This window comes from Pseudoflavonifractor hominis, assembly GCF_014288125.1.
Taxonomy (GTDB): Bacteria; Bacillota; Clostridia; order Oscillospirales; family Oscillospiraceae; genus Pseudoflavonifractor_A; species Pseudoflavonifractor_A gallinarum.
The window spans coordinates 37,072-60,434 of sequence record NZ_JACOPR010000003.1; the positions used below are offsets into that span (position 1 = coordinate 37,072).

The 23,363-nt window shown below is 59.2% G+C and carries 23 protein-coding genes and 1 tRNA gene; 8 read left to right on the plus strand and 16 right to left on the minus strand.

Going from position 1 to position 23,363, the window contains the following annotated elements; translation table 11 throughout:
- Nucleotides 1–68: 68 nt before the first annotated feature.
- The 5 genes from nikA to H8S34_RS05510 all read right to left on the minus strand — a co-directional run bounded on the left by nikA (nucleotide 69) and on the right by H8S34_RS05510 (nucleotide 5,319).
- Nucleotides 69–1,643 carry a nickel ABC transporter substrate-binding protein gene (gene nikA / locus H8S34_RS05490; RefSeq protein ID WP_366485687.1) on the minus strand — a complete coding sequence of 525 codons (1,575 nt, stop codon included), beginning with the start codon at nucleotides 1,641–1,643 and terminating at the stop codon, nucleotides 69–71.
- Nucleotides 1,644–1,797: 154 nt separating this feature from the next.
- Entirely contained in the window at nucleotides 1,798–2,700 is a 903-nt protein-coding gene (locus tag H8S34_RS05495) for a LysR family transcriptional regulator (protein WP_101691249.1), read from the minus strand.
- 236 nt (nucleotides 2,701–2,936) lie between these two features.
- Nucleotides 2,937–3,875 carry a hypothetical protein gene (locus tag H8S34_RS05500; protein ID WP_186963272.1) on the minus strand — a complete coding sequence of 313 codons (939 nt, stop codon included), beginning with the start codon at nucleotides 3,873–3,875 and terminating at the stop codon, nucleotides 2,937–2,939.
- Entirely contained in the window at nucleotides 3,872–4,615 is a 744-nt protein-coding gene (locus tag H8S34_RS05505) for an ATP-binding cassette domain-containing protein (protein ID WP_186963273.1), read from the minus strand. The genes H8S34_RS05500 and H8S34_RS05505 overlap by 4 nt, the downstream gene beginning before the upstream one ends.
- Entirely contained in the window at nucleotides 4,603–5,319 is a 717-nt protein-coding gene (locus H8S34_RS05510) for a GTP-binding protein (protein WP_186963274.1), read from the minus strand. The genes H8S34_RS05505 and H8S34_RS05510 overlap by 13 nt, the downstream gene beginning before the upstream one ends.
- Nucleotides 5,320–5,488: 169 nt before the next feature.
- Between H8S34_RS05510 and H8S34_RS05515 the strand changes: the two genes are divergently transcribed.
- From H8S34_RS05515 to H8S34_RS05530, 4 genes are read left to right on the plus strand one after another with little or no spacing between them, the layout of a single operon-like run.
- Nucleotides 5,489–6,163 carry a Crp/Fnr family transcriptional regulator gene (locus H8S34_RS05515; protein ID WP_186963275.1) on the plus strand — a complete coding sequence of 225 codons (675 nt, stop codon included), beginning with the start codon at nucleotides 5,489–5,491 and terminating at the stop codon, nucleotides 6,161–6,163.
- 23 nt (nucleotides 6,164–6,186) lie between these two features.
- On the plus strand, nucleotides 6,187–7,239 hold the full coding sequence (locus H8S34_RS05520) for an ABC transporter substrate-binding protein (RefSeq protein WP_186963276.1): 1,053 nt from the start codon (nucleotides 6,187–6,189) through the stop codon (nucleotides 7,237–7,239).
- Nucleotides 7,240–7,244: 5 nt separating this feature from the next.
- Nucleotides 7,245–7,994, plus strand: a complete 750-nt coding sequence (locus tag H8S34_RS05525; RefSeq protein WP_186963277.1) for an ABC transporter permease — start codon at nucleotides 7,245–7,247, stop codon at nucleotides 7,992–7,994.
- A gap of 18 nt (nucleotides 7,995–8,012) precedes the next feature.
- A complete protein-coding gene (locus tag H8S34_RS05530; protein ID WP_279287843.1) occupies nucleotides 8,013–8,621 on the plus strand; it encodes an ATP-binding cassette domain-containing protein in 609 nt (202 codons plus the stop codon).
- Between the two features lie 137 nt (nucleotides 8,622–8,758).
- On the opposite strand, the gene H8S34_RS05535 is transcribed toward H8S34_RS05530, so the two are convergent.
- Both H8S34_RS05535 and H8S34_RS05540 read right to left on the minus strand, forming a co-directional pair.
- Nucleotides 8,759–8,834: transfer RNA gene (locus H8S34_RS05535), tRNA-Ala, on the minus strand.
- Between the two features lie 144 nt (nucleotides 8,835–8,978).
- On the minus strand, nucleotides 8,979–10,265 hold the full coding sequence (locus H8S34_RS05540; protein ID WP_101691300.1) for an MATE family efflux transporter: 1,287 nt from the start codon (nucleotides 10,263–10,265) through the stop codon (nucleotides 8,979–8,981).
- 283 nt (nucleotides 10,266–10,548) lie between these two features.
- Here H8S34_RS05540 and H8S34_RS05545 point away from each other — a divergent pair, with 283 nt between their 5' ends.
- Together H8S34_RS05545 and H8S34_RS05550 are read left to right on the plus strand one after the other, a co-directional pair.
- Nucleotides 10,549–11,727 carry a M20 family metallopeptidase gene (locus tag H8S34_RS05545; protein ID WP_101691242.1) on the plus strand — a complete coding sequence of 393 codons (1,179 nt, stop codon included), beginning with the start codon at nucleotides 10,549–10,551 and terminating at the stop codon, nucleotides 11,725–11,727.
- A 135-nt stretch (nucleotides 11,728–11,862) separates the two neighbouring features.
- A complete protein-coding gene (locus H8S34_RS05550; protein ID WP_180956692.1) occupies nucleotides 11,863–12,507 on the plus strand; it encodes a DUF4230 domain-containing protein in 645 nt (214 codons plus the stop codon).
- Between the two features lie 65 nt (nucleotides 12,508–12,572).
- Here the strand turns inward: H8S34_RS05550 and H8S34_RS05555 are convergent, their stop codons facing one another.
- Both H8S34_RS05555 and H8S34_RS05560 read right to left on the minus strand, forming a co-directional pair.
- Entirely contained in the window at nucleotides 12,573–13,004 is a 432-nt protein-coding gene (locus tag H8S34_RS05555) for a zinc ribbon domain-containing protein (RefSeq protein WP_186963279.1), read from the minus strand.
- A 12-nt stretch (nucleotides 13,005–13,016) separates the two neighbouring features.
- Nucleotides 13,017–13,466 (minus strand): zinc-ribbon domain-containing protein, encoded by a 450-nt coding sequence (locus tag H8S34_RS05560; protein ID WP_101691239.1) that lies wholly within the window; start codon nucleotides 13,464–13,466, stop codon nucleotides 13,017–13,019.
- Between the two features lie 388 nt (nucleotides 13,467–13,854).
- On the opposite strand from H8S34_RS05560, the gene cysE reads away from it, so the two are divergent.
- Together cysE and cysS are read left to right on the plus strand one after the other, a co-directional pair.
- Complete coding sequence (gene cysE, locus H8S34_RS05565) at nucleotides 13,855–14,505, plus strand: serine O-acetyltransferase (RefSeq protein WP_101691238.1); 651 nt, start codon at nucleotides 13,855–13,857, stop codon at nucleotides 14,503–14,505.
- 30 nt (nucleotides 14,506–14,535) lie between these two features.
- A complete protein-coding gene (gene cysS, locus H8S34_RS05570) occupies nucleotides 14,536–15,948 on the plus strand; it encodes a cysteine--tRNA ligase (RefSeq protein WP_101691237.1) in 1,413 nt (470 codons plus the stop codon).
- Nucleotides 15,949–16,011: 63 nt separating this feature from the next.
- Here the strand turns inward: cysS and pgsA are convergent, their stop codons facing one another.
- From pgsA to H8S34_RS05605, 7 genes are all read right to left on the minus strand, one after another.
- Entirely contained in the window at nucleotides 16,012–16,539 is a 528-nt protein-coding gene (gene pgsA / locus H8S34_RS05575) for a CDP-diacylglycerol--glycerol-3-phosphate 3-phosphatidyltransferase (RefSeq protein WP_101691236.1), read from the minus strand.
- A 5-nt stretch (nucleotides 16,540–16,544) separates the two neighbouring features.
- Complete coding sequence (rimO, locus tag H8S34_RS05580; RefSeq protein ID WP_101691235.1) at nucleotides 16,545–17,903, minus strand: 30S ribosomal protein S12 methylthiotransferase RimO; 1,359 nt, start codon at nucleotides 17,901–17,903, stop codon at nucleotides 16,545–16,547.
- Nucleotides 17,904–18,004: 101 nt separating this feature from the next.
- Nucleotides 18,005–18,670, minus strand: coding sequence for a regulatory protein RecX (locus tag H8S34_RS05585; RefSeq protein ID WP_186963280.1), 666 nt, complete (start codon nucleotides 18,668–18,670; stop codon nucleotides 18,005–18,007).
- Nucleotides 18,667–19,791, minus strand: coding sequence for a recombinase RecA (gene recA / locus H8S34_RS05590; RefSeq protein ID WP_186963281.1), 1,125 nt, complete (start codon nucleotides 19,789–19,791; stop codon nucleotides 18,667–18,669). Before recA ends, H8S34_RS05585 begins: the two co-directional genes overlap by 4 nt.
- Before the next feature lie 100 nt (nucleotides 19,792–19,891).
- A complete protein-coding gene (prmC, locus tag H8S34_RS05595; RefSeq protein WP_101691232.1) occupies nucleotides 19,892–20,779 on the minus strand; it encodes a peptide chain release factor N(5)-glutamine methyltransferase in 888 nt (295 codons plus the stop codon).
- Between the two features lie 77 nt (nucleotides 20,780–20,856).
- Complete coding sequence (locus H8S34_RS05600) at nucleotides 20,857–21,840, minus strand: DUF1385 domain-containing protein (RefSeq protein ID WP_180956691.1); 984 nt, start codon at nucleotides 21,838–21,840, stop codon at nucleotides 20,857–20,859.
- 104 nt (nucleotides 21,841–21,944) lie between these two features.
- On the minus strand, nucleotides 21,945–23,351 hold the full coding sequence (locus H8S34_RS05605) for a sensor histidine kinase (RefSeq protein WP_101691231.1): 1,407 nt from the start codon (nucleotides 23,349–23,351) through the stop codon (nucleotides 21,945–21,947).
- Nucleotides 23,352–23,363 lie beyond the last annotated feature (12 nt).

The following is a 23,363-nucleotide window of genomic DNA, read 5'->3' on the forward strand; positions in this document are numbered from 1 at the left end:
TTTTATGGCGATCCAGTCCCAGCAGAAGGGCCGCTCCCGAAGAAGCGGCCCTTCTGTGACACAGGTGATTACTCAAAATACATGTCCGCAAAGGGGACATCATACTGATCGCTGCCAAAATGGACGCCCTGTAGTTCAGAGGTATAAAGGGCCTTGTTGCACTCATAGGTCAGGGGGATGTAGACGGCATCCTCGTGGAGGCGAGTCAGCACAAAGGTATACAGTTCCTGACGCTCGGTTTCATCTGTGGAGGTAAGAATATCGGTGATGGCCTGGTCAATTTCTGCCTTATCCTCCAGACCCAGCTGCGCAGCATAGTCGCCGTAAACCGGGGCGCGCATTGCAGCCAGAGAAGACTGAGGATCATAGGGCATCCCCCAGCAGATATTGAAGACCATGTCAAAGTTGCCCGCCTTCATATTGTCTCGATAAGATTGCTCTTCCTCGCCGTGAATATTCAGAGAAATACCCAGCTTCTGATACTCACTCTGAAGGTACTCAGAGATGGTCTTTTCCGTCACGCTGTCACTGTTGTACAGCAGATCCAGCTCCAGCTTTTTACCATCCTTCTCACGGATTCCGTCGCTGCCCATCACCCAACCAGCTTCATCCAGCACCTGTCCTGCAACAGCGGTATCGTAGGCATAGGGCTCCAAATCCACATCGCAGTAGGGAACGCTGGTCGCATACAAGGTGTCGGCGGGCTGCTCCAAGCCATAGAAGATGCCTTCCGAGATGGCCTCCCGGTTGGTGGCGTGCTGGAGAGCCTGACGGACAGCCTTATCACCCAGAATTTCGTGTGTAGTATTCAGAACAATGTGGCGGGTAGAGGTGGGCTCAGACAAACTCACCGTAAACTGATCGCTGTCCACATACTGGCTGATTGCATCGGCATCCAGCATGTTCTTGCCAAAAATCAGGTCAATTTCTCCCTTTTTCAAAGCCATGATACGGGTCTGGTTGTCTGGAATGACCTTGACGGTGATCTTCTCAATGGCCGGAGCCTCGCCCCAGTAGTTCTCGTTGCGCTCAAATACAGCGTATTCGTCAGTAACAAAGTCGGTCAGCACATAGGGACCTGTTCCGATGTAGCCCTCCACTCCATCCTTGGTGCTGCCGTTAATCATACAGTTGGGCGAGATCATCGCAAAGGGACGAATGCAGCCCAGCTCGGTAAGCATGGGATAGTAGGGCTCGCTAAGCTCAATCACAAACGTATCGCTGTCCGGCGCGGAGACTCCCACCAGCAGATTCATCATCTCCAGCCAAGTATGCCGCTCCTTGTTTTCGATAATGGCGTTGAAATTCGCCAGAATAGCATTGGCATCACACAGCGTTCCATCCGAAAAATAAACATTATCACGGATATTGAACGTATAGATGCAGCCGTCTTCGCTGATGGTCCAGCTCTCTGCCAAACAGCCCTTATAGCCATCATCCGTGATACTCACCAGGGTATCGTAGAGAATACTCTGGGCATACATCTCACCGGCATACAGATGGGGATTGAGATCCCGAATGTCCCGATAGTTGACGAAGACCAGCTCATTTTTTGCCTCTTCCCCCGTACCGGATGTGGTCTGGCCGGGATCCGAGGTCTGGCCACAACTAGCCAGACAGGTGAGTGCAAGTGCGCCGCTCAATACGGCAGAAAGTAGTTTTCTTTTCATTTTTCCCTCCGATAAGCAGTGTCGAATTATCAACCGACTGTTATTCAGTATACAGTAGTTAGCATCAGCTTACCAGAGCACAAATTTTCATGGAGAACTATAACGATTTGTTATAGTTCTCCACTGCTTACAGCATCTTTCGAAAACGCTCTACTACCCACCGAGCATGGGCAGACAGTGCCCGCTCCGGATTAAATACATACCCCATTTGCAAAAATGGCTCACATCCGTTAATGGGAAGAGATTTGATTGCATACTGGGTGTAGGGTTCATGCATAAAATCTAATCCCAGACTACACACATCAGAATGAAGCAAAAGGTCAATAATCAGATGGTCACTGTTGGTATATACCACATGATGGAGCTTTTCGTTATCAATGACGCCCATACTGACGCGTTCAAGATGGTGCTCCATGGAGAAAAAATCTCTCACGCCCCGCATGAATTTCAGATTAGAAAGATCCTCAAAATCTATACTCTCGGTATGATAAAGCGGGTGACTCGGCCCAACATAGACGCAGATCTTTTTAACATCCAGAGGTACAAACTCTAAGTTCTTATGGGAAAGAATATGCTGAAAGGTTTGAACCTGTTTCAGCGCAACATATACAATCCCGATCTCAGAAATTCCTTGGTGAACATGATCGGTAATTTCCTCCACACTTCCCTCGTGATACTCGATGTGAAACTGCGTCCCCCACTCTTTATAAAAATCTACCAGCAGTCTTGAAATCATATTGCTGGGATATGTGGACAACCGCAGACTGTTATGCGTGTCAGGAAGGGAGAGTGTCGAGATCGTCGCAGCAGCTTTTAATATGAGATTGGCATACTCAAGAACCGTCTCACCATATGCTGTAGGACGAACCCCCTTCCCGCTTCGAGATAATAAAGGGCGCCCCAATTCATTTTCCAATGTGCGGATTGTTTTACTGATATGTGGTTGAGATGTATAGAGGCAAGCAGCCGCTTGAGATAAGCTTCCTTTTTCACAGGCCACTGAAAAAAACTCAAGTTGTTTGATGTCCATTGTATTTCTCCCATCTCATTAGTTAGCCTTCGCTAACCAATTATACACTCGTTTATACTATATTTCAACAGTCTGAAACAAACGCTATCCGTATGTAACATACACTTAAGTGCAAATTGTTAATACCACACCTTCTCCAGTACTTGATGGACATTAGATATAACAAGAGAAAATAAAGCCCCCCAACCAGAAACTGTGTGGCCAGAGGGCATCATAATATATCCACAAATCAGTACTTAATCATGCAGATTGTTGCCAGTCTTCCAATCCGCTGCCTTCGAAAGTTTTTGGCAGTATAGTCCATAAAATTTGTCGTGTGTCAAGGATGCAAGCCACTCAAAAGAAGGGCAGCAGGCGTGGAGACTCTCTTGTCGGCTTTTTCCCTGGGCGTGCTCGGGATAAACGATCAGATCTCCGTTGGCAGCATAAAAGGAGCAAAGCTCCTGACACAAAATCTCTTTCACCATACAGCAGGCAATCCACTGGGGAACAGAAGTGCGGGCACAGAAGTAGGACGGGATCAGAACAGGTCCTTCCCGGGGGAGCCGAAGAAAGGTCTCCTGTCCGTCTGCCCGCAGGGCATACAGAGAGGGCACAAGGGCAGTGGACGCCTGCCCCTGACGCACGGCCTGAAAGGCGCCAATGGGCATATCGGTCACCAGACTGCGCTCCAGCAGCGCTTCTGCTGCCTGAGACCCCCATCGCTCCCAGACTGTTTTCACTACGGTTTTGACCGCCGAATTGTTGATGCCGCCCAATGCCAGACCGTTCCAGCCAGCCAGGGCGGTATGGCAGCAGACCTCCGGTTCCCTCGTATAGTAGACCAGAGGAATGGACAGGAACGGCAGCAGAAACGGCCCTCGCTCCACAGCATCCAGCATAGGACCGGAACGCAGGGACATCCAGCTTCGCACTGGATAGAGATCACCGTTCAGTTTGCAGAAAATGTCTGGATCTTCGAATACCTCCAGATCGGCAGAAACGATGAGGTCGGGAAGAACGGCATCCGGCCGGGCCAAATATTCAGACATGTGCTCCGGATATCCCAAGCCGAAATAGCGCACTTCCAATTGGATCCCATCGGGGAGCAGCTTCTGCGTCAGCGCATCCAGGAACGCCTTCTCCTGTCGGTGAAGTACGCAGATATGATTCCAGTAGAGCAAAATATGTGTCATGCCAAGAGTTCTCCCTTTCGTAACAGCGTCTGATAACGACGCTGGGTTTGGTATTCGGCTTCTAATTGCTGATAGAGGGCCGCTTCAGCCGGAGAACGTCCCACTACTGCGGTAATTGCGCCGCCGCCAAGGACGATCCGCTGCTCCGACATCAACGCTGTATGGGGGTCATGGGTGACCACCAGAACCAGCTTGTCCTGACGGCGAAGCAAATGCAGAGCCCGCTGCTTGTCGATCCCGGCGTTTTCAATCTCGTCAATAAGTACGATGGGGCTGTCACAAACGAGGGCGATATCCCCGATCATCAGGGCCCGTGACTGCCCGCCACTGAGCTGGTTGAGGCTTTGACCCAATGTTACGGGTTCCGGCGTGATCTCGTTCACCAATTTCAGAATTTCTTCCGGGGTGATCTCCCGGCTGCGGCAGCGAGCGTGCAGGCGTAAAAAGTCTTCCACCGTGGTGTCCAGAACAAAGCGCATGTTCTGTCCAAGGTGGGCTACCAGCTGGCCCGACAGCATCTGCTGACGGGAACGGGATACAGGAGCTCCATCCAGTAGAACGGTGCGCCCGGTAACCGAGTCCCCCTGTGCAAGCTGCTCCACATCTTTGATCAGCCGAGACTTCCCTGACCCTGTGTTCCCCACAATGGTGTACAGCTGACCGCGTTTGAGATGAATGGGCAAAAAGGATTCTACTGTTCCGCGCTTGTCATGCCCCGGCAAAATGGTCAGGCACTCCATACCGGCGCCTCCTTTCCAAAGTCGATCTTACCCACAACGCCCTGCTGGAACGCTCCGCCTACCCGGCGTTCTCCCACACAATAGGAGCATACCCCGCTTGGCATGGTATGGCGAAGCACATCCTCTCCGGAGCTACAGTTGGCGGGCTGCTCCAGCAGCCACTGCGCCAGGCGGTCGATGCCATATCCGGCCAAGCCATCTACCGGGAACAGCGCTGCCTTTGGGTTTAGCTCCCCAATTTGCCAGGAAATGATCTCCAGCTCAGCCTGGGAAACCATATCCGTTTTGGTCAGCACCACAAAGTCCGCCTGGGTGAGCATGGGACCAAGCTGTCCCGGCGCCTTGCAGCTGGCAGTACAGTCCAGGACGCATCCCGCCGCCATGTGGGTGGTGGCAGGGGAACAGCGATGACACAGGCCCGCTGTCTCAATCACTAACGTATCGCAATTCCGGTCATCGGCCCAATCCCACAGCTCAGGCAAATTGGACACAAGGAAATGATCCGGACAAATATCCCCGCTCAGGCCCGTGACACAGGGTAAGCCCAGTTCCCCAAAGACTGCGGCATCTCCGCTTTGCAGACAGTCGATCTTGCAAACACAGGGGGTTGCCCCGCTCTGCTTGAGCAGCGGAAGAAGAGACCGCAAAACAGAGGTCTTCCCTACTGCAGAAGCTCCAGAGAACAAGAAAATGTGATTTGGCATGCGTGTGCTCCTCTCCAGTCATGCAGTTAGCATTAACTTACCACCTGACTGTGCCACTTGTCAGTATCAAGTGAGACTGAGAACGCAGCTTTTTTTCTTGACGAAAGCGATGTCCGGCATATACAATATAATTCAGTTAGCAAAAGCTAACTGAATGAAATGAGGTGAGGTGTTGGAACAAACTGAGCTGTCTCAGAAGCTGGCGCTTTCTGCTTTGCTGACAGACGTTACACTGCCTGGGGAAAAGGTATCCACCCAGGTTTTCCGGTGTGGGCAGATCGTCAGCGACATTCCCCGGGGCATCCCATCCATCGGTCTGATCACACGGGGCAGGATCGAGGTCTATTCCGTAGCATTGGACGGAAAGGATATCCTGCTCAATGAACTGTCGGCTGGAGAATGCTTTGGCATCTGCAATCTCCTGCCTCAATCCGAGCTGGAAACTGTACTCAGATGCAGCATGGAAACGGAGATCCTCTATATTCCCAAAGCTGTACTGCAGGAAACCATGGCTGCCAATGGCACTCTTGCGTTACGCTTTGCCGCGGTTTGCAGTGAGAAAATCCAGTTTCTTTTGAAGCGGATCGAGCTGCTCACCATGCAGTCCTGCCGGGGGCGGGTCATCGCCTTTCTCCTTGCCCATAGCAATAAAGGCGGCGAGGTAGTCTTTCGTGGTTCACGGGAGGATCTTGCCCGCCATTTGGGCGTCAGTCGTGCCGCCCTGTTCCGGGAGCTGGCAGCGCTGCAGACCATGGGAGCTATCGAGTCCCACGGGAATCTGTTCCATGTGATTAAGCCGGACCAGCTGGAAGATCTGCTCTATCATCCGTCCAACACCAAATAAACCACCCAGAAAGGAATACGATCATGAAAAAGCTCTTGTCTCTCATTTGTTCTCTGTCTCTGTCTGCGGCGCTTCTTGCTGGTTGCTCCTCCACACCCCAGGAGCCCACCGCCTCTCAGACACCCTCTGATTCGGAAACTCCCACCACCAGTCAATCGGTCACGACGGAAGCCGTGGATGTGAAGGTGATGGTCCTCAAGGGTCCTACCGCCATGGGAATGGTGCAGTTCATGAGTGAGACCGATAACGGCTCTATAACCGACAACAACTACGACTTTACCATCACAGCCATGACAGATGAGGTCTCTGCGGCCCTTTCCCAGGGTACCACAGACATTGCCGCAGTTCCGGCCAATCTGGCTTCCGTCCTCTATAACAACACAGAGGGCAGTGTACAGGTTCTGGCGATCAATACGCTGGGTGTGCTGTACATTGTGGAGAGTGGGGATACCGTTCAGTCCATGGAGGATCTGCGTGGCAAAACCATCTATGCCAGCGGGAAAGGCGGCACGCCTGAATATGCTCTGAACTATGTGCTGGCCCAGAACGGCATCGATCCCACCAGTGATGTGACCATCGAGTGGAAAAGCGAACAGGCAGAATGCCTGGCTGCGCTGACCGCTCAGGAGAATGCCATCGCCATGCTGCCCCAGCCCTTTGTTACCACCGCCCAGAGCAAAAGCGACAGCATCCGGGTGGCCCTGGATCTGACGGAGGAGTGGGACAAACTGCAGGCGGACAGCGAAACACCCTCTACTCTGGTCACCGGAGTGGTAGTGGCCCGGACAGAGTTTGTCCAGGAGCATCCCGAGGCTGTCTCCTCCTTCCTGGATCACTATGCCTCTTCCGTGGAGTTTGTCAACTCCAATGTCGCGGATGCCGCACAACTGGTCGGTTCCTATGACATCGTCACCGCGGAGGTTGCCCAGAAAGCCATCCCCGCCTGCAATATCGTCTTTGTAGAGGGTGCCGAGATGAAGGACAAGCTGTCCGGTTATCTGACCGTCCTCTTCGACCAGAACGCCAAGTCTGTGGGCGGCACTCTGCCCGCTGACGACTTCTACTACAGCCGCTGAGGAAGATGAAACGCGCCGGAATACTACGGCCCTGGGCGGTGTTTGTATGGCTTCTGGTCTGGCAGATCGGGGCCATGGCGCTGGATCAGCAAATCTTACTGGTCTCGCCCATACAGGTTCTGGCCCGGTTGGGGGAGCTGGCCCTTCAGGCGGAGTTCTGGAAGGCCGTGGGATTTTCCATGCTGCGGATTACCGGCGGCTTTCTCTTAGGGGCCGCAGTGGGTACCGTTCTTGCAGCGTTCTCTGCCAGGTTGCGCCTGGTGGAGGAGCTGCTGGCCCCCCTTCTGCTGGCCATCAAGTCCATCCCTGTGGCCTCGTTTATCATTCTGTCCCTGATTCTGTTTTCTTCCCGCAATCTGTCCATCCTGATCTCGTTTCTGATGGTTCTGCCGGTGCTGTATTCCGGGGTTCTGGGCGGGATCCGTGCCATGGACCGTCAGATGCTGGAGATGGCGCAGCTGTTCCGGATTCCCACGCTCCGGCGGATCCGTTATGTGTATCTGCCCCAGGTGCTGCCCTATTTTCAGGCGGCCTGCGCCTCCGCTTTGGGTTTGTGCTGGAAGTCGGGAATCGCTGCCGAGGTCATCGGTATGCCCACAGGCTCTATCGGCGAGCGGCTTCAGCAGGCCAAGGTCTATCTGGACACGCCGGATCTGTTTGCCTGGACACTGGTCATTGTACTGGTAAGCCTGTTATTCGAGCGGTTCTTTTTGGTAGTGCTGAGACAGGCTGCGCACCACTTGGAGAGGATGTGAGCTATGCAGGATATTGTGATGCACAGGTTGTGTAAGTCTTTTGGGGAAAAATCGGTGCTGCGGGATGTATCTGGTACATTGGCGGCGAACCGTATCACCGGGCTGATGGCTCCTTCTGGTGCTGGAAAAACCACGTTGCTGCGGATCCTTATGGGGCTGGAGCAGGCGGACAGCGGCTGGATCGACGGTCTGGATGGTCTCCGCCTCAGCGCAGTATTCCAGGAAGATCGTCTATGTGACCAACTGGACGGCGTATCCAACCTCCGCTTGATAACTCCGTCCCTGAGCCGGGCAGAAGCCAGAAAAGCTTTGGAGACGGTGGGGCTGGCCGACTGCATCGGTCAGCCTACCCGGGAGCTTTCCGGAGGACAGCGGCGCAGAGTGGCGATTCTCCGCGGTCTGCTGGCCGACTATGACCTTCTGATCCTGGATGAGCCTTTCAAGGGCTTAGACCGGGAGACCAAGCAGTTGGTGATGGAGGATACCCGCCGCCGATGCACGGGAAAAACCGCGCTGCTTGTCACGCATGATCCCACAGAGCTGGATGCGCTGGGCGTAACCGAATTGCTGACAGGACTGGAATTGAACAGCCCCAGATTGAGCGGACAGTACAGAAAAGAGCCCTGATAGGAAATATTGAGATTTAAGTGGAGAGGCGTCGCTTGCGCGACGCCTCTCCTTTTTTGTATAAAGAAAACCACTCGCTAGGCAAGTGGTTTTCTTTATACAAAAAAGACTTGAAACCGAAGTTTCAAGTCTTTTCATGGTGGAGATAAGCGGGATCGAACCGCTGACCTCTTGAATGCCATTCAAGCGCTCTCCCAGCTGAGCTATACCCCCATATTCACTTGCCGCGCCGCCGGTCCGGCGACTCAACGTAAAATATTATATCTGCTTCTTCTTCGTTTGTCAACTCTTTTTTCTCTTTTCCGAAAAACTTTTTTCCGGCTCCGCCCTCAACCGAGAGCGGAGCCGGAGAACTATTTACTGAAACTCCAGACGGCGGTATACCGTAAAATACATAGTGAGAATGCAGGCCAAGCCGCCCACCACGTTGGAGATGGGCTCCGCCAGGAAGACGCCGTTCACCCCCATTCCAAACCAGGCCGGCAGGATCACGGTCAGGGGCGCCACGATAAAGGCCTTGCGGAGCAGGGAGAAGAAGATGGCGTTTTTCGACCGCCCCAGCCCCACAAAAATGGACTGTCCGATCATCTGGAAGGACATGAACGCAAAGGTGGCATAGTAGATCCGAAAGGCCGGGACGCCGGCGGCGATGAGGGCCGGGTCGTCGTTGAAGAGCCGGATCAGCAGCTCCGGGATGGCCAGTGTCACCAGCCAGATCACCACGGAATAGGCCATGGTCACCTGCACGGAAAAGCGGATGCCCTCCCGCACTCTCCCGTACTCCCGGGCGCCGTAGTTGTAGCCCAGCACCGGCTGGCTGCCGTTGGTCAGCCCCGTGATGGGCATGGTGATGACCTCCCGGATGGAGTTGATGACCGTCATCACGCCCACGTAGAGATCGCCGCCGTACTGCTGGAGGGTGGCGTTGCACAGGACCTGCACCAGGCTGTTGGTCATGGACATCATAAAGCCGGATACCCCCAGGCTGAGGATCCGGGCCACCCGCTCGCCCTTGAGGCGGAAAGCGGACCAGCGCAGCCGGAGCAGCGTCTTTTTCCCGGTGAGGAAGAGCAGCACCCACACCGCCGAGCAGGTCTGGGAGAGCACGGTGGCCAGAGCGGCGCCCCGCACACCCATATGGAACACAAAGATGAAGATGGGGTCCAGCACGATGTTGACCAGTGCGCCCAGCGCCACGGTACCCATCCCGATCCGTCCAAAGCCCTGGGAGTTGATGAAGGGATTCATCCCCAGGCCAATCATCACGCAGATGGTACCCAGCAGGTAGACGGTCAGATACTCCTCCGCGTAGGGAAAGGTCACGTCACTGGCCCCGAACAGGTAGAGGATGGGCTCCCGGAACAACAGGCACAGGGCCGTAAGCACTGCGCCGAAGAGCAGCAACAGCGCAAAGGAGTTGCCCAAAATAGCCTCCGCCTCCTCATCCTCCCCCTTCCCCCGGTGGATGGAGCACAGGGGCGCGCCCCCCATGCCGCAGAGGTTGGCAAAGCCGATCAGGATCGAGATAATGGGCAGGCACAGACCCAGGCCGGTCAGGGCGAGCCGCCCCTCCCCCGGGATCCGCCCGATGTACATGCGGTCTACAATATTATATAGGATGTTGATGAGCTGGGCCGCCGTCATGGGCAGGGCCAGACTCAGGATGTTGCGGGGGATGCTTCCCTTGGAAAAATCATTTTTGGACTGCTGCGTTTGAATCTCCTCCACTTCTGGAGGTTTGCCACTTGAAAAAGCCAAACCATCGTATTATAGTGTCTACGGAACCCATCGCACCTCGGTCCGCGGACACGACACTTTGTTATTATAGTACGTTCTGCCCCGCTCCGCAAGAAAGAGGTTGCGTAGGAAACTATTTTTCGGTTTCCCCCATCTGATATTCCGTCTGTTGGAAAGGCAGGTCTTTTTTATGTCCGAACTTCTCTCCCGTGCGCAGGAACTCTCCCCCACGCTCAAAGCCATCAAGGACGACATTCACCGCCATCCGGAGCTCTCCTTTGAAGAGCGGCGCACCACCGGTATCATCCGGGAGCGCCTTACCCAGCTGGGGATCGAGCGGATCGATCTGGGTATGGAGACCGGCGCGGTCGGCCTCCTCCGGGGCGGCCAGAGCGGCCCCACCGTGGCTCTCCGGGCTGACATCGACGCCATTGAGCAGCAGGAGCCCGCCGACAACGGCGTGGTCTCCGAGTGCCCCGGCGTCATGCACGCCTGCGGTCACGACTTCCACACCACTTGTCTGCTGGGCGCCGCCCAGCTCCTGGCCGAACGGCGGGAAGAGCTGTGCGGCAATGTGGTCTTCCTCTTCCAGCCTGCGGAGGAGATCACCCAGGGCGCCGCGGCCATGATCCGCCACGGCCTCTGGGACAAGCTGCCCCAGCGCCCCGAGCGGCTCTTCGGCCTGCACACCCGCCCCGAGATCCCCTGCGGCCAGGTGGGCGTGATCCCCGGGGCCGTCATGTCCGGCAAGTCCCACTTCGTCATCACCCTCACCGGCGTGACCGGCCACTGCGGCTCTCCCCACAAGTGTGTGGACGTCATCGTGGCCGGGGCCGCCATCGTCAACGGTATCCAGACCATCGTCAGCCGCAACACCGACCCCCAGGAGCCCCTGGTGTGCGCGGTCTTCTCCATCAACGCAGGCACGCCGGAGAACTTCGTGCCTGAGACCCTGACCATGACCGGCGACGTGCGCGCCCACTCCGACGCCGTGATCGAGCAGACCCAGAACCGCCTCAAGGCCCTGGCCGAGGGGATCGCGGCCTCCTATCAGTGCAAGTGTGAGGTGCGCTTCATCCCCGAGGTCCCGGTGACCGACAACAAACCCGAGATGACCGCCCTGGCCCGCCGGGCCGCCTGCGCCATCCTGGGTGCGGAGAACATCGTCCAGCCCCGGGGCGATATGGGCTCGGAGGACTTCGCCGTCTTCGGTCAGGATGTCCCCGCCTTCTTCTACTGGCTGGGCACCGGCTTCCCCGGACAGCACAATCCCTGCTGGCACAATGAGCATTTCCGGACGGATGACGATGCCCTCCCTCTGGGCGCGGCTCTGCTGGCCCAGTCTGCCCTGGAGGGGCTGAAGGGCTGACCGCACCGCCCCACTTCCCTGGGATTCTTACAAAAGAGTGACAAATTCTCTCAAAGTGCCGACACTTCTTGCTTTTTTCGTTCCGTTTCGCTATGATGGTATCCGTTATCATGACCGAGGAAAGGAGAAATGCATATGCCGGTACAGGATTCGACCGAGCGTCCCGTCCGCCGGAAGCTCCGGCTCAAGACCAAACTGGCCCTGATCGCGGCTCTGCTGGCCGCGCTGGCAGTGTCCTTCGTGCTGGGCGCCGTACTGACTCACCGGGATGCCGCCCCCGTCATCACCAGCGAGCTGCTGGGCCAGCAGCTCTCCAGCATCCGGGAGCTGTCCACGGTGGAGTACCACTATACCAATATGGGCAAGTTCGAAAACCAGGTGGACTTCTACGGCTGGAAGGTCCCCTTTACCACCAAGAGCTTTATCGTGGCCTATGACGGCCTCATCAAGGCGGGCGTGGACCTCTCCGACGTGGAGATTCAGGTCCAGGGAGAGAAGATCTCCATCTCCCTCCCCGCTCCGGCCATCCTCTCCCACGAGATCGACGAGGAGAGCATCGAGGTCTTTGACCAGACCCACAACATCTTCAACCCCATCGAGATCACCGATTACACCGGCTTCACCGCCGACCAGAAGTCGGCTCTCGAAAACAAGGCCATCGAAAACGGCCTGCTCACTGCCGCTGCCCAGCGGGCGGAGGAGGCTGTGGAGGGACTTCTCTCCGCGCTGCCCGGACTGGACGGATACACCGTCTCCGTGGAGGTCGCCCCCCAGGCCTAACCAAACGAAAAAAGCGTCCGCCATTCCCAGTGATCGGAACGGCGGACGCTCTGTTTGTCCGGCCCTTACAGCAGTTGAGAGAGCAGGAGGGAAATCAGCCAGACCAGGAATATGCCAGTGGCGCTCCCCGCCGTCAGCAGCCAGAAGAGCTCGCCCCGGCTCAGCGTCCCCACGGCGGTCCGTTTCACCGCCGCCTGGCCGGTCCCGCCCGGCACAAGACGCAGGTGCAGCGCAGGCAGCTTGCGCCGGAGCTCCTCAAACTCCGCATGGCTGCACTCGGTGGCCAGCAGGGCGGGGAGGGTCTTCAGCTCCCGGCGGATCCCCTCCTCCTTCATTTGACTCTGTACCTTCCGGAGTTGGCTCACCGCCGCCGTCTCCTCCAGGACCCGTACCACCAGCACGTCGTAATCCACCGCCGCCGGCAGCCCGCATCCGGGACAGGCCGACGCCTGATCGGAAATTTCCCGCCCGCACTCCGGGCAATGCATCAACGCCATATTTTTCTCCTCCTATCCGAAAAAGAGCCCGCCGAGCAGCATCAGGATCAGCCAGAGCAGGAAGCCTCCCAGCATGACCGCCTTGACCGTCTCCCAGAAGGTGAGCGGGTGGGGCTTTTCCTCCTGCTTCCGGGTCCGGCGCAGCAGCGCGGTCTGGCAGAGCTGATCGGCCTCCTCCTCGGGGAGGATCTGCACCGTGCAGCCCGACAGGTCCAGCGCCGCCTCCTGGGCCTCAGCCCAGGTCATCCCCCGCCGGAGCACACAGGGCGCGCAGATCCACTGCTCCGCCTCCTCCCGAGTGCAGCCCTTCCACTCGGACACATAGGTCAGCAGCACAAACCAGTCCTCCCGGTCATCCAGCACCAGAAGGGCATAGTGGGGGATGGGCTCTCCGCAGCCCGGGCAGCTGACGGCATACTCCGAAATCTCCTTCCCGCACAGGGGACACGGGACCAGCGCCATAGCGACTCCTCCTCCGTTCTCGGTTTTTCCCAGTATAGCACAACTCTCCCCCGCTGTCTCCCCCTTGACACCCCGCCGGGGGCATGATAATATAATGAACCAAGAAGAGCGTGAAGAACGGGAAGAGTAGCATCCTGACCGGACGGACAGAGAGGACGCGTCATCGGCTGAAAGCGTGTCCACGGCGGAGGATGTGAAGTGCGCCCGGGAGCGCGGGGCGTAATGGCCCCCGGCAGGCCGCCGTTACCGGCCGGGCCGGTTGCTGGACCGGCTGTGAGCAAATGCAAGAGTGGAACCGCGACGGAGACGCCGCCTCTTGTGCCCATGTGGGCATAAGGGGCGTTTTTTCATTCTTACGGTCCTCTCATCATCTGACAGGAGGGATAACATGACACGTCTCGGCGAGACTTTGGCGGCCTATCAGGCCCGGGACCCGGCGGCCCGGAGTAAACTGGAGATCTTTTTGCTCTATCCCGGCGTCCACGCCATCCTATACCACCGGCTGGCCCACTTTCTGTACTGTCATGGTCTGAAATTTCTGGCCCGGCTGGTCTCCCAGTGGAGCCGCTTCTGGACCGGCATCGAGATCCACCCCGGCGCCAAGATCGGCCGCCGCTTCGTCATCGACCACGGCATGGGCATCGTCATCGGTGAGACCGCCGAGGTGGGCGACGACTGCCTGATCTACCACGGCGTCACCCTGGGCGGCACCGGAAAGGACCACGGCAAGCGCCACCCCACCCTGGGCAACAACGTGATGGTCTCCAGCGGGGCCAAGGTACTGGGCCCCTTTACCGTGGGCGACAATGCCCGCATCGCCTCCAACGCGGTGGTGCTCAAGGAGATCCCCCCCAACGCCACAGCCGTGGGCGTGCCCGCCCGGGTGGTGCGCATTGCCGGAGAAAAGGTGGATTACACCACCAGTGTGGACCAGATCCACATCACCGACCCGGTCCAGAAGGAGCTGCAGGCCCTCAGCTCCCGGCTGGAATTCATCGAAATGCTGCTGGATGAGCAGTCCCGGCAGGGCAATCTGTAAGATCTATTTACCGGAGAAAGGAATGTCAATATGAAGCTCTACAACTCTCTCACCCGTACCAAGGACGACTTCAAGACCCATACCCCCGGCAAGGTGGAGATGTACACCTGCGGCCCCACCGTATACCACTTCGCCCACATCGGCAACCTGCGCAGCTATATCATGGAGGACGTGCTGGAAAAGTACCTCCGCTATGCCGGCTATGACGTCAACCGGGTCATGAACATCACCGACGTGGGCCATCTGGCCTCCGACGCCGACACCGGCGAGGACAAGATGCTCAAGGGCGCCAAGCGGGAGCACAAGACCGTCATGGAGATTGCCCAGTTCTACACCGACGCCTTCTTCTCCGACTGCGAGAAGCTCCACATCAAGCGCCCCGACGTGGTCCAGCCCGCCACCGGCTGCATTGAGGAGTATATCCAGATCGTCTCCGGCCTCATCGAAAAGGGCTATGCCTACCTGGCCGGGGGCAACGTCTACTTCGATACCTCCAAGCTCCAGCAGTACTACGTCTTCAACGACCACGACGAGGAGGACCTGGCCGTGGGCGTCCGGGACAGCGTGGAGGAGGACCAGAACAAGCGCAACAAGGCCGACTTCGTCCTCTGGTTCACCAAGTCCAAGTTCGAGGACCAGGCCCTCAAGTGGGACTCTCCCTGGGGCGTGGGCTATCCCGGCTGGCACATTGAGTGCTCCGGCATCTCCATGAAGTATAACGGCGAGTATCTGGACCTCCACTGCGGCGGCATCGACAACGCCTTCCCCCACCACACCAACGAGATCGCCCAGTCCGAGGCCTATCTGGGCCATCCCTGGTGCCCCCAGTGGTTCCATGTCCACCACCTCAACACCACCAGCGGAAAGATGAGCAAGTCCAAGGGCGAGTTCCTCACGGTCTCCCTGCTGGAGGAGAAGGGGTACGACCCCATGGTCTACCGCTTCTTCTGCCTCCAGTCCCACTACCGGAAGGGCCTGGTCTTTTCCTGGGAAAACCTGGACAATGCCCGCACTGCCTATGACAAGCTCATCGCCCGTGTCGCCGCCCTGAAGGACGAGGGTGAGCTGGACCAGGCCGCCATGGACGAGCTGCGCGCCTCCTTCCGCTCCGCCATGGACAACGACCTGAACACCTCCATGGGTGTGACCGTCCTCTACGACGTGCTGAAGGCCAAGATCAGCGATCGCGCCAAGCGGGTCCTGCTGGACGAGTTTGACCAGGTGCTGAGCCTGGGCCTCCTGGACCGGGCCGCCAAGGCCGCCGCCCCCCAGGCGGAGGAGAGCGCGGAGTCCGATCCCGAGATCGACGCTCTGGTGGCCGCCCGTACCCAGGCCAAGAAGGACAAGAACTGGGCCGAGGCAGACCGCATCCGGGATGAACTCAAGGCCCGGGGCATCGAGCTCATCGATACCAAGGAAGGCACCAAGTGGAAACGGGTCTAAGCCCCTTCTCCGCCCAATAACGTGCAAAAATCCCGGAGTTCGAATGAACTCCGGGATTTTTCGTTACATATGGCTCCAGTCGATGACGTCCTTGTTCTTCACAAAGTACTCCACGCCGGAGTAGACGGTGGTGATGACGATGACCGCCGTCACGATCACATCCACCATGTGGGGCACCGGCAGCAGCATCAGGCAGATACCCACCATGGTGGAGGCCGTCTTGACCTTGCCCGACCAGGCCGCCGCAATGACCCGGCCGTTATCCACCGCAATGAGGCGCAGGCCGCTCACGGCAAACTCCCGCACCACTACGATGAGGAGGGCCCAGGCCGGCATCCGGCCCACCTCCACAAACCACAGCATGGCCGCCATGACCAGCATCTTGTCGGCCAGCGGGTCCATGAACTTGCCGAAATCGGTGATCAGTCCCCGGCTGCGGGCGATATGCCCGTCCACAAAGTCGGTGGCGCTGGCCACGATAAACACGGCAAGGGCCACATAGCGATTATAGGGGAAATCCAGGTACAGCACCACCAGAAAGACCGGGATCATCAGGATCCGCAGCATGGTCAGCTTGTTTGCGGTATTCATGGCCATCACTCCTCGATCTCGCCGGTGAGGTCTCCGTCCGAGACCCCGGTCAGGCGTACGTAGACAAATTCACCCGCGGGGATCACGCCGCCCGCGGTAAAGAGCACCCGGCCGTCGATCTCCGGAGAATCGGCCCAGGTCCGGCCCACATAGCAGCCCTCCTGGGTGTCAAAGCCCTCGCAGAGGACCTCCACCGTCTCGCCCAGGCGGCTCTCGTTCCACTCGTCCATCACCCGGGACTGGAGGTCCACCACCAGCTCTACCCGGCGGCGGGCCACGTCGTCGTCCACCTGGTCCTCCATCCGGGCGGCCAGGGTTCCCTCCTCCCGGGAGTACTGGAACACGCCCGCCCGCTGGAGCTTCTGCTCCCGCAGGAAGTCGCACAGCTCCTCAAAGGCCTCGTCGGTCTCCCCGGGCAGGCCGCAGATGAGGGAGGTGCGGATGACCACGTCGGGCATAGCCGCGCGGAGCTTATCAAAGAGGGCGATGAGCTCGGCCTTGGTGGTGCGCCGCCGCATAGCCGAGAGAATGGCGTCGTTGCAGTGCTGGATGGGAATATCCAGATAGTGCAGGATCTTCCGCTCGCTGGCGATGGTCTCGATGAGCTCGTCGGTCACCGCCTCGGGGTAGAGATAGTGGAGCCGGATCCAGCGGAAGGGCAGCTTGCACAGCTCCTTGAGCAGCTTGGAGAGATTGCTCCCGTCCTCCAGGTCCAGACCGTAGCGGGTGATGTCCTGGGCAATGACGATGAGCTCCTTCACACCCCGCTCGGCCAGCTCCTCCGCCTCATGGAGCAGAGATTCCATGGTACGGCTGCGGTAACGGCCCCGGAGCTTGGGGATGATGCAGAAGGCACAGCCGTTGCTGCACCCCTCGGCGATCTTCAAAAAGGCGGTATAGGGGGCGGTGGTGACGATGCGCTCCCCGTCCTCATAGGTGCGGTGGATGTCGCCGAAGTGCTCGGGGTGCTCCCCCGCCATCAGCTCCTCCACGGCGGAGACCACGTCGGTGTAGCTGCCGGTGCCCAGCATGCCGTCCACCTCGGGCAGCTCCTCCTTGATCTCCTCCCGGTAGCGCTGGGTGAGACACCCGGCCACCAGGAGTTTTTTCAGCTTCCCCTCGTCCTTGAGCCGGGCCAGCTCCAGGATGTTGTCGATGGCCTCGCTCTTGGCCGACTCGATAAAGCCGCAGGTGTTGAGCACCGCCACATCGGCCCCGGCGGGCTCGCCGGTGATCTCATACCCGGCCTCCCGGCACAGGGCCATCATCTGCTCGGTGTTCACCAGGTTCTTGGCACAGCCCAGGGACACAAAGGCCACTTTATATTGCTTCAATGAGATTCCTCCCCAATTCCATAACGTCATGGTTCTGGACCGGAGGAAAACAGGGATTCTCCAGCCGGTCCATACTAGGAAAGTTTACACGATATGCCGCAAAAGTCAACTACAAAATGGCCCCGGCGGATTTATTCGTCATCCTGTGCCGCGCCGTAGCGCTCCAGCCCCTCCTTGATCTCCTCCCACCGGTAGCCCCGGCGGGCCAGGGCGTCGGAGGTGCGCTTGAGGGCCCTGGGGTCCCGGGGGTCCTCCCCCCGCATCTTCCGGCGGATGAACTGGTCGATCTCGTCTTCCGGGTCCTGGGCCTCGGCCAGGGCCTCCTCCCAGCAGTCCCGGGGCACGCCCCGGCGGTAGAGCTCGTCCCGGAGCTTTCGCTCCCCATAACCCTTGGCAGAGTAGTGGCGCACCACGCTCTTGGCGTACTCGGCGTCGTTGAGATAGCCCAGCTCCTCCAGCCAGTCGGCCACCGCTTCGGCCGCCGCCGGGTCGGCCGCCGCTTTTTCCTTCCGCTCCTTCCCGTCCCGGGTGGGCCGAGGGCGGGCGGTGAGCTTCTGCACCAGCTCTCTCCGGGAGAGGGGACGCAGGGAGAGTGCGCGGATGGCCCGCTCCTTCAGTTCCCCCAGGGCGGCGGCGGCGCGCAGCTCCTCCAGCCGCTCCCCGGAGAGCTCCATGCCTGCATAGAGGCCGAAGGAGACCACCTCATTCTCTCCCACGCGCAGCAGGGAGCCGTCCTCCAGATGGAGGAGCCACCGCCCCTGCACCCGCTGGGAGGGGGCCAGCTTCAGCAGTTTCATTCTGCGTCGGCCCCATCCTCGCCGTCATCAAAGTCGTCGGCGCTCACGTCCACGGCCCGGCCCGCCGCCTTGGCCGCGGCGCGGCCCTGGCTGGGCATGAGCTTGTAGGCGTTCTTACGGATCTCGGCCTCGATGCGCTCGGCCTCCTCCGGATTGTCCTTCAGGTACTGCTTGACGGAATCCTTGCCCTGGCCCAGGCGCATCTCGCCCATGGAGAACCAGGAGCCGGACTTCTGGATGATGTCCAGCTTGACGCCCAGGTCCACCAGCTCGCCCACCTTGGAGATGCCCTCGCCATACATGATGTCAAACTCGGCCTCCCGGAAGGGCGGGGCCACCTTGTTCTTTACGATCTTGACCCGGGTGCGGTTGCCGATGATCTCGGAGCCGTTCTTGAGGGACTCCACCCGGCGCACGTCCATGCGCACCGAGGCGTAGAACTTCAGGGCCCGGCCGCCGGTGGTGACCTCGGGGTTGCCGTAGACCACGCCCACCTTTTCCCGGAGCTGGTTGATGAAGATGACAATGCAGTTGGTTTTGGCAATGGAGCCGGCTAGCTTGCGCAGGGCCTGGCTCATGAGCCGGGCCAGCAGGCCCACGTGGGAGTCGCCCATGTCGCCCTCGATCTCAGCCCGGGGGGTCAGCGCGGCCACTGAGTCTACCACCACCACGTCGATGGCGCCGGAGCGGACCAGGGCCTCACAGATCTCCAGGCCCTGCTCACCGGTGTCGGGCTGGGAGATGAGCATGGAGTCGATGTCCACGCCCAGAGCCCGGGCATAGGTGGGATCCAGGGCATGCTCGGCGTCGATAAAGGCCACCTCGCCGCCCTGCTTCTGGGCCTCGGCCACGATGTGCAGGGCCAGGGTGGTCTTACCGGAGGACTCGGGGCCGTACACCTCGATGATGCGCCCCTTGGGCACGCCGCCGATGCCCAGGGCCAGGTCCAGCGCCAGGGAGCCGGTGGGAATGGCCTCCACCACCACGTGGGAGTTCTCCCCCAGACGCATGACGGTGCCCTTTCCGTAGGTCTTCTCAATATTGGCCAGACAGGTCTCCAGGGCCTTCTTCTTATCGGAAGCCGGCGCGGCCGACTCGATGGGTTTCTTCTTATCTGCCATGGTTTTGTATCATCCTTTCCAGCCGGCGGGACACGCCGGCCTCCTTCACCAGATTTGCGGGGTTTCTCTCCCCCTGTTCTGGTTCCATTATCCCACAGTCTCAGTCCAATAAACCGGACTCATCCAACAGTGGGACCACGCCGCCCACCACACGCTGGATCCCCTGGGTATCCGGATAGGTGCAAATATCCTGATAGCCCTCCTGGGCCAGGATGGCGGCCACCTGGGTGTCCTGACCCATCCCCACCTCAAAGAGCAGGGTGCCGCCCAGGCGCAGGGCGCTCTTCCAGTTGCGGGCGATGAGGCGGTAGAAATCCAATCCATCCGCGCCTCCGTCCAGGGCCAGCCGGGGCTCGTAGTCCCGCACGGACGGGTCCAGGCCCTCGATCTCCCAGCTGGGGATGTAGGGCGGATTGCTGGCAATCACGTCAAAGTCCCAGAGGGCAGGGGGCGGAACCTCCCGGGCATCGGCCTGGATGCAGGTCACCCGGGCGTTGAGGTCGTTGCGGCGCACGTTCTGCTTGCAGATGCGCAGTGCCCCCTCGGACACATCCGCCAAAACCGCCCGGCATCCGGGCACGTTGGCGGCTACCGCCAGCCCCACACAGCCGCTTCCGGCGCACAGGTCCAGGACCCGCGCCCCCTCTCCGGCGGCCCGGGCACGCAGAATGGCCTGCTCGGCCAGCACCTCGGTGTCCATCCGGGGGATGAGCACCTCCGGAGAGACCTCCATAGGCAGGCCGTAGAACTCCCACTCCCCCACCAGATAGGCCACCGGCTCCCCCGCCAGGCGGCGGCGCAGCAGCTCGGCCGTTTTCTCCTCCACCTGGTCAGAGGCGTAGAGCATCAGGTCCCGGTAGAACTGGTCCCGGCTTTTTCCCGCCGCAGCGCAGACGATCTCCCGGGCCTCCAGCTGGGCCGATTCCACGCCCGCGCTCTTCAACTGATGTCTGGCGTCCAGGTATAGATTATTATAGGTGGTCGCCATCAAATCACCCTCACACGATCAAATTTTACAACACACATTTTCTCGGGCACCCAGTGCCCGGACTTTGGCAGGACGCCTTACCAGGCGTCCTTTCCCTTTTCGCTGGGCAGCACCAGCTCCAGCGAGCGGATGCCCACCTCGATCATACTGTCATCCGGCTCAAAGGTGGTGTAGTTCTGGAGCCACAGCCCGGGGGCGGTCATGACCCGGGTCAGGGCGTTGTCATACCGGCCCACCAGGCGGTTGATCTCATAGGTCAGACTCACCACCACCGGCAGCAGGAGCAGATGAATCCCCATCCGCGCAAAGACATTGGTCACCTCCACAAAGGAGAACACAAAGCTGGAGAGCAGAATGGCCACCACGATGACCACAAAGAGGAAGCTGGTCCCGCACCGGGGATGGTGGCGGGGCTGCTTGCGCACGTTCTCCACCGTCAGGGGGAGGCCGGCCTCATAGCAGAAGATGGTCTTGTGCTCGGCGCCGTGGTACTGGAACACCCGGTGGATATCCTTGGTCTTGGAGCACAGCACCAGATAGCCCACAAAGATGATGACGCGCACCACGCCCTCCAGCACGTTGCGCACCCACATGGGCATGTCCTGGACCAGAAGGCCCAGCCCGCCCACCACCGCGGTGGGCAGCAGGATGAAGAGGCCCACCGAGAAGGCCATGCCCAGGATCACGGCCAACGTCACGATCATGGAGTACATGGCCTCACTGCCCAGCCGGCGCTCCAGCCACTGTTCGAATTTGGAGGGCTCTTCCTCCTCTTCCTCGTCCCCGTAGAATTCCGCTGAAAACATCAGGGCCTTGACCCCGTTGGCCATGGAGGAGCCAAAGTTAAAGACCCCCCGCAGCAGAGGAAGGCCCAGAATGGGATACTTATCCTTGATGAGCACCCGGTCGCTGACCTGTTCCTCCAGCGTTCCATCCGGCTTGCGCACCACGACGGCCTTTTTCTCCGGCCCCATCATCATGATCCCCTCGATCAGAGCCTGACCGCCGATCATGGTCTTGAACGTGCTCCCGCAGGAGCTGTGCTGTTTCTCTTCTGCCATGTGGTTCTCCTTTATTCTTCCCCCGGAGGAGGGTCGCCCCTCCCTCAGGGATTCCTCTGTTATCCTACCAAATCAGCCCGGCTTTTGCAAGACTCAATTCGAACTTACGTTCCAATTGGCAGTCGGACGGTCACCAGGCAGCCGCCGCCCTCCGCATTTCCGATCTCCAGGGTGCCCTGATGGCGCACCACGATCTCCTCACACACGGCCAGACCGATGCCGCTGCCCCGGGCCTTGGAGCTTCCCTTGTAGAACTTGGTCTTCACATGGGGCAGCTCCTCCTCCGGGATGCCCGGGCCGTAGTCCCGGATGGTGATGACGGCCTCGTCCTCCTCCCGCCGGATAGCGGTGTCGATGCGCTTCCCGCTCCCGCCGTGCTTGGCAGCGTTGTCCAGCAGGTTGCACAGCACCTGCCGCAGCCGCTCCGAGTCCACATTCATGAGGGGGAACTCCTCCTCACAGTCGGTATGGTGCAGCTCGATCCCGTCCCGGCGGAAAAACTCCTTGTAGGTGTAGACCGCGTCCTCCAGCTCCGCCTTGATGTCCACCGGCTCGATGGAGAGCGTAAAGCGTCCGTCCTGGATGCGGGAGAACTCCAGCAGCTCCTCCACCATGTTGGTCAGACGCCGGGCCTCACTGACGATGATGCCCATGCCCTTCTTCACGTCCTGAGCGTCCCGCACCTCGCCGTTCATGATGGTCTCAGCCCAGCCGTTGATGGCGGTGAGGGGGGTACGCAGCTCGTGGGAGACCGAGGAGATGAACTCGTTTTTCATCTTCTCCGACTGCTTGATTTTCAGGGACATGTCGTTGATGGCGTCGATGAGATCGCCCACCTCGTCATCAAACTGTTTTTCCATCTGCACGCCGTAGCTCCCGGCGGCAATGTGCTCCGCCGTCCGGGTGACCTGCACCACCGGCTCCACGATGGAGCGCACGAAAAACAGTCCCGAGAAATAGAGCAGCGCCAGCACCAGCAGGCCCACCGTGAGGGCCACGCCTACCACGATGAAGATCTGCCGGTCCACCAGGGCCAGGGACGTGACGATCCGGATGACCGAGACCACCTCTCCGTTGACCTTCAGGGGGCAGGAGACCGCCATGATGTGCTCCTCCGTATTGGGGTCGGCCCCGGTCCAGACCCCCATGGGCTGGCCGCTCAGGGCGTCATGGATGTCCGGCGTATCCGGCTTGTAGCCGGAGATCTGGATCAGGCTGGAGAAATGCACCACGCCCTCACTGTCCAGGATCTGAAAGTTGAGCCGGTCGCTGTCCTCAAACTGCCCCGTTACGAAGGCAGAGGCGTTCTGGTAATAGTCGGCCTCGGTCTTATAGCCGCTGAACATATTGGCCGCCACGGTGATCTTGCTCTGAAGTCCTGTGCGCAGATTGGAATAATAGTAGCTGACCATGGCCACGGAAAAGGACGTGACCGCCAGCAATACCACCAGCAGGGCCGCGCTGATGCTGTTCATCATCCAGCGCTTTCGAATGCCCTTCATTCTCTTCATGGATGCACCACC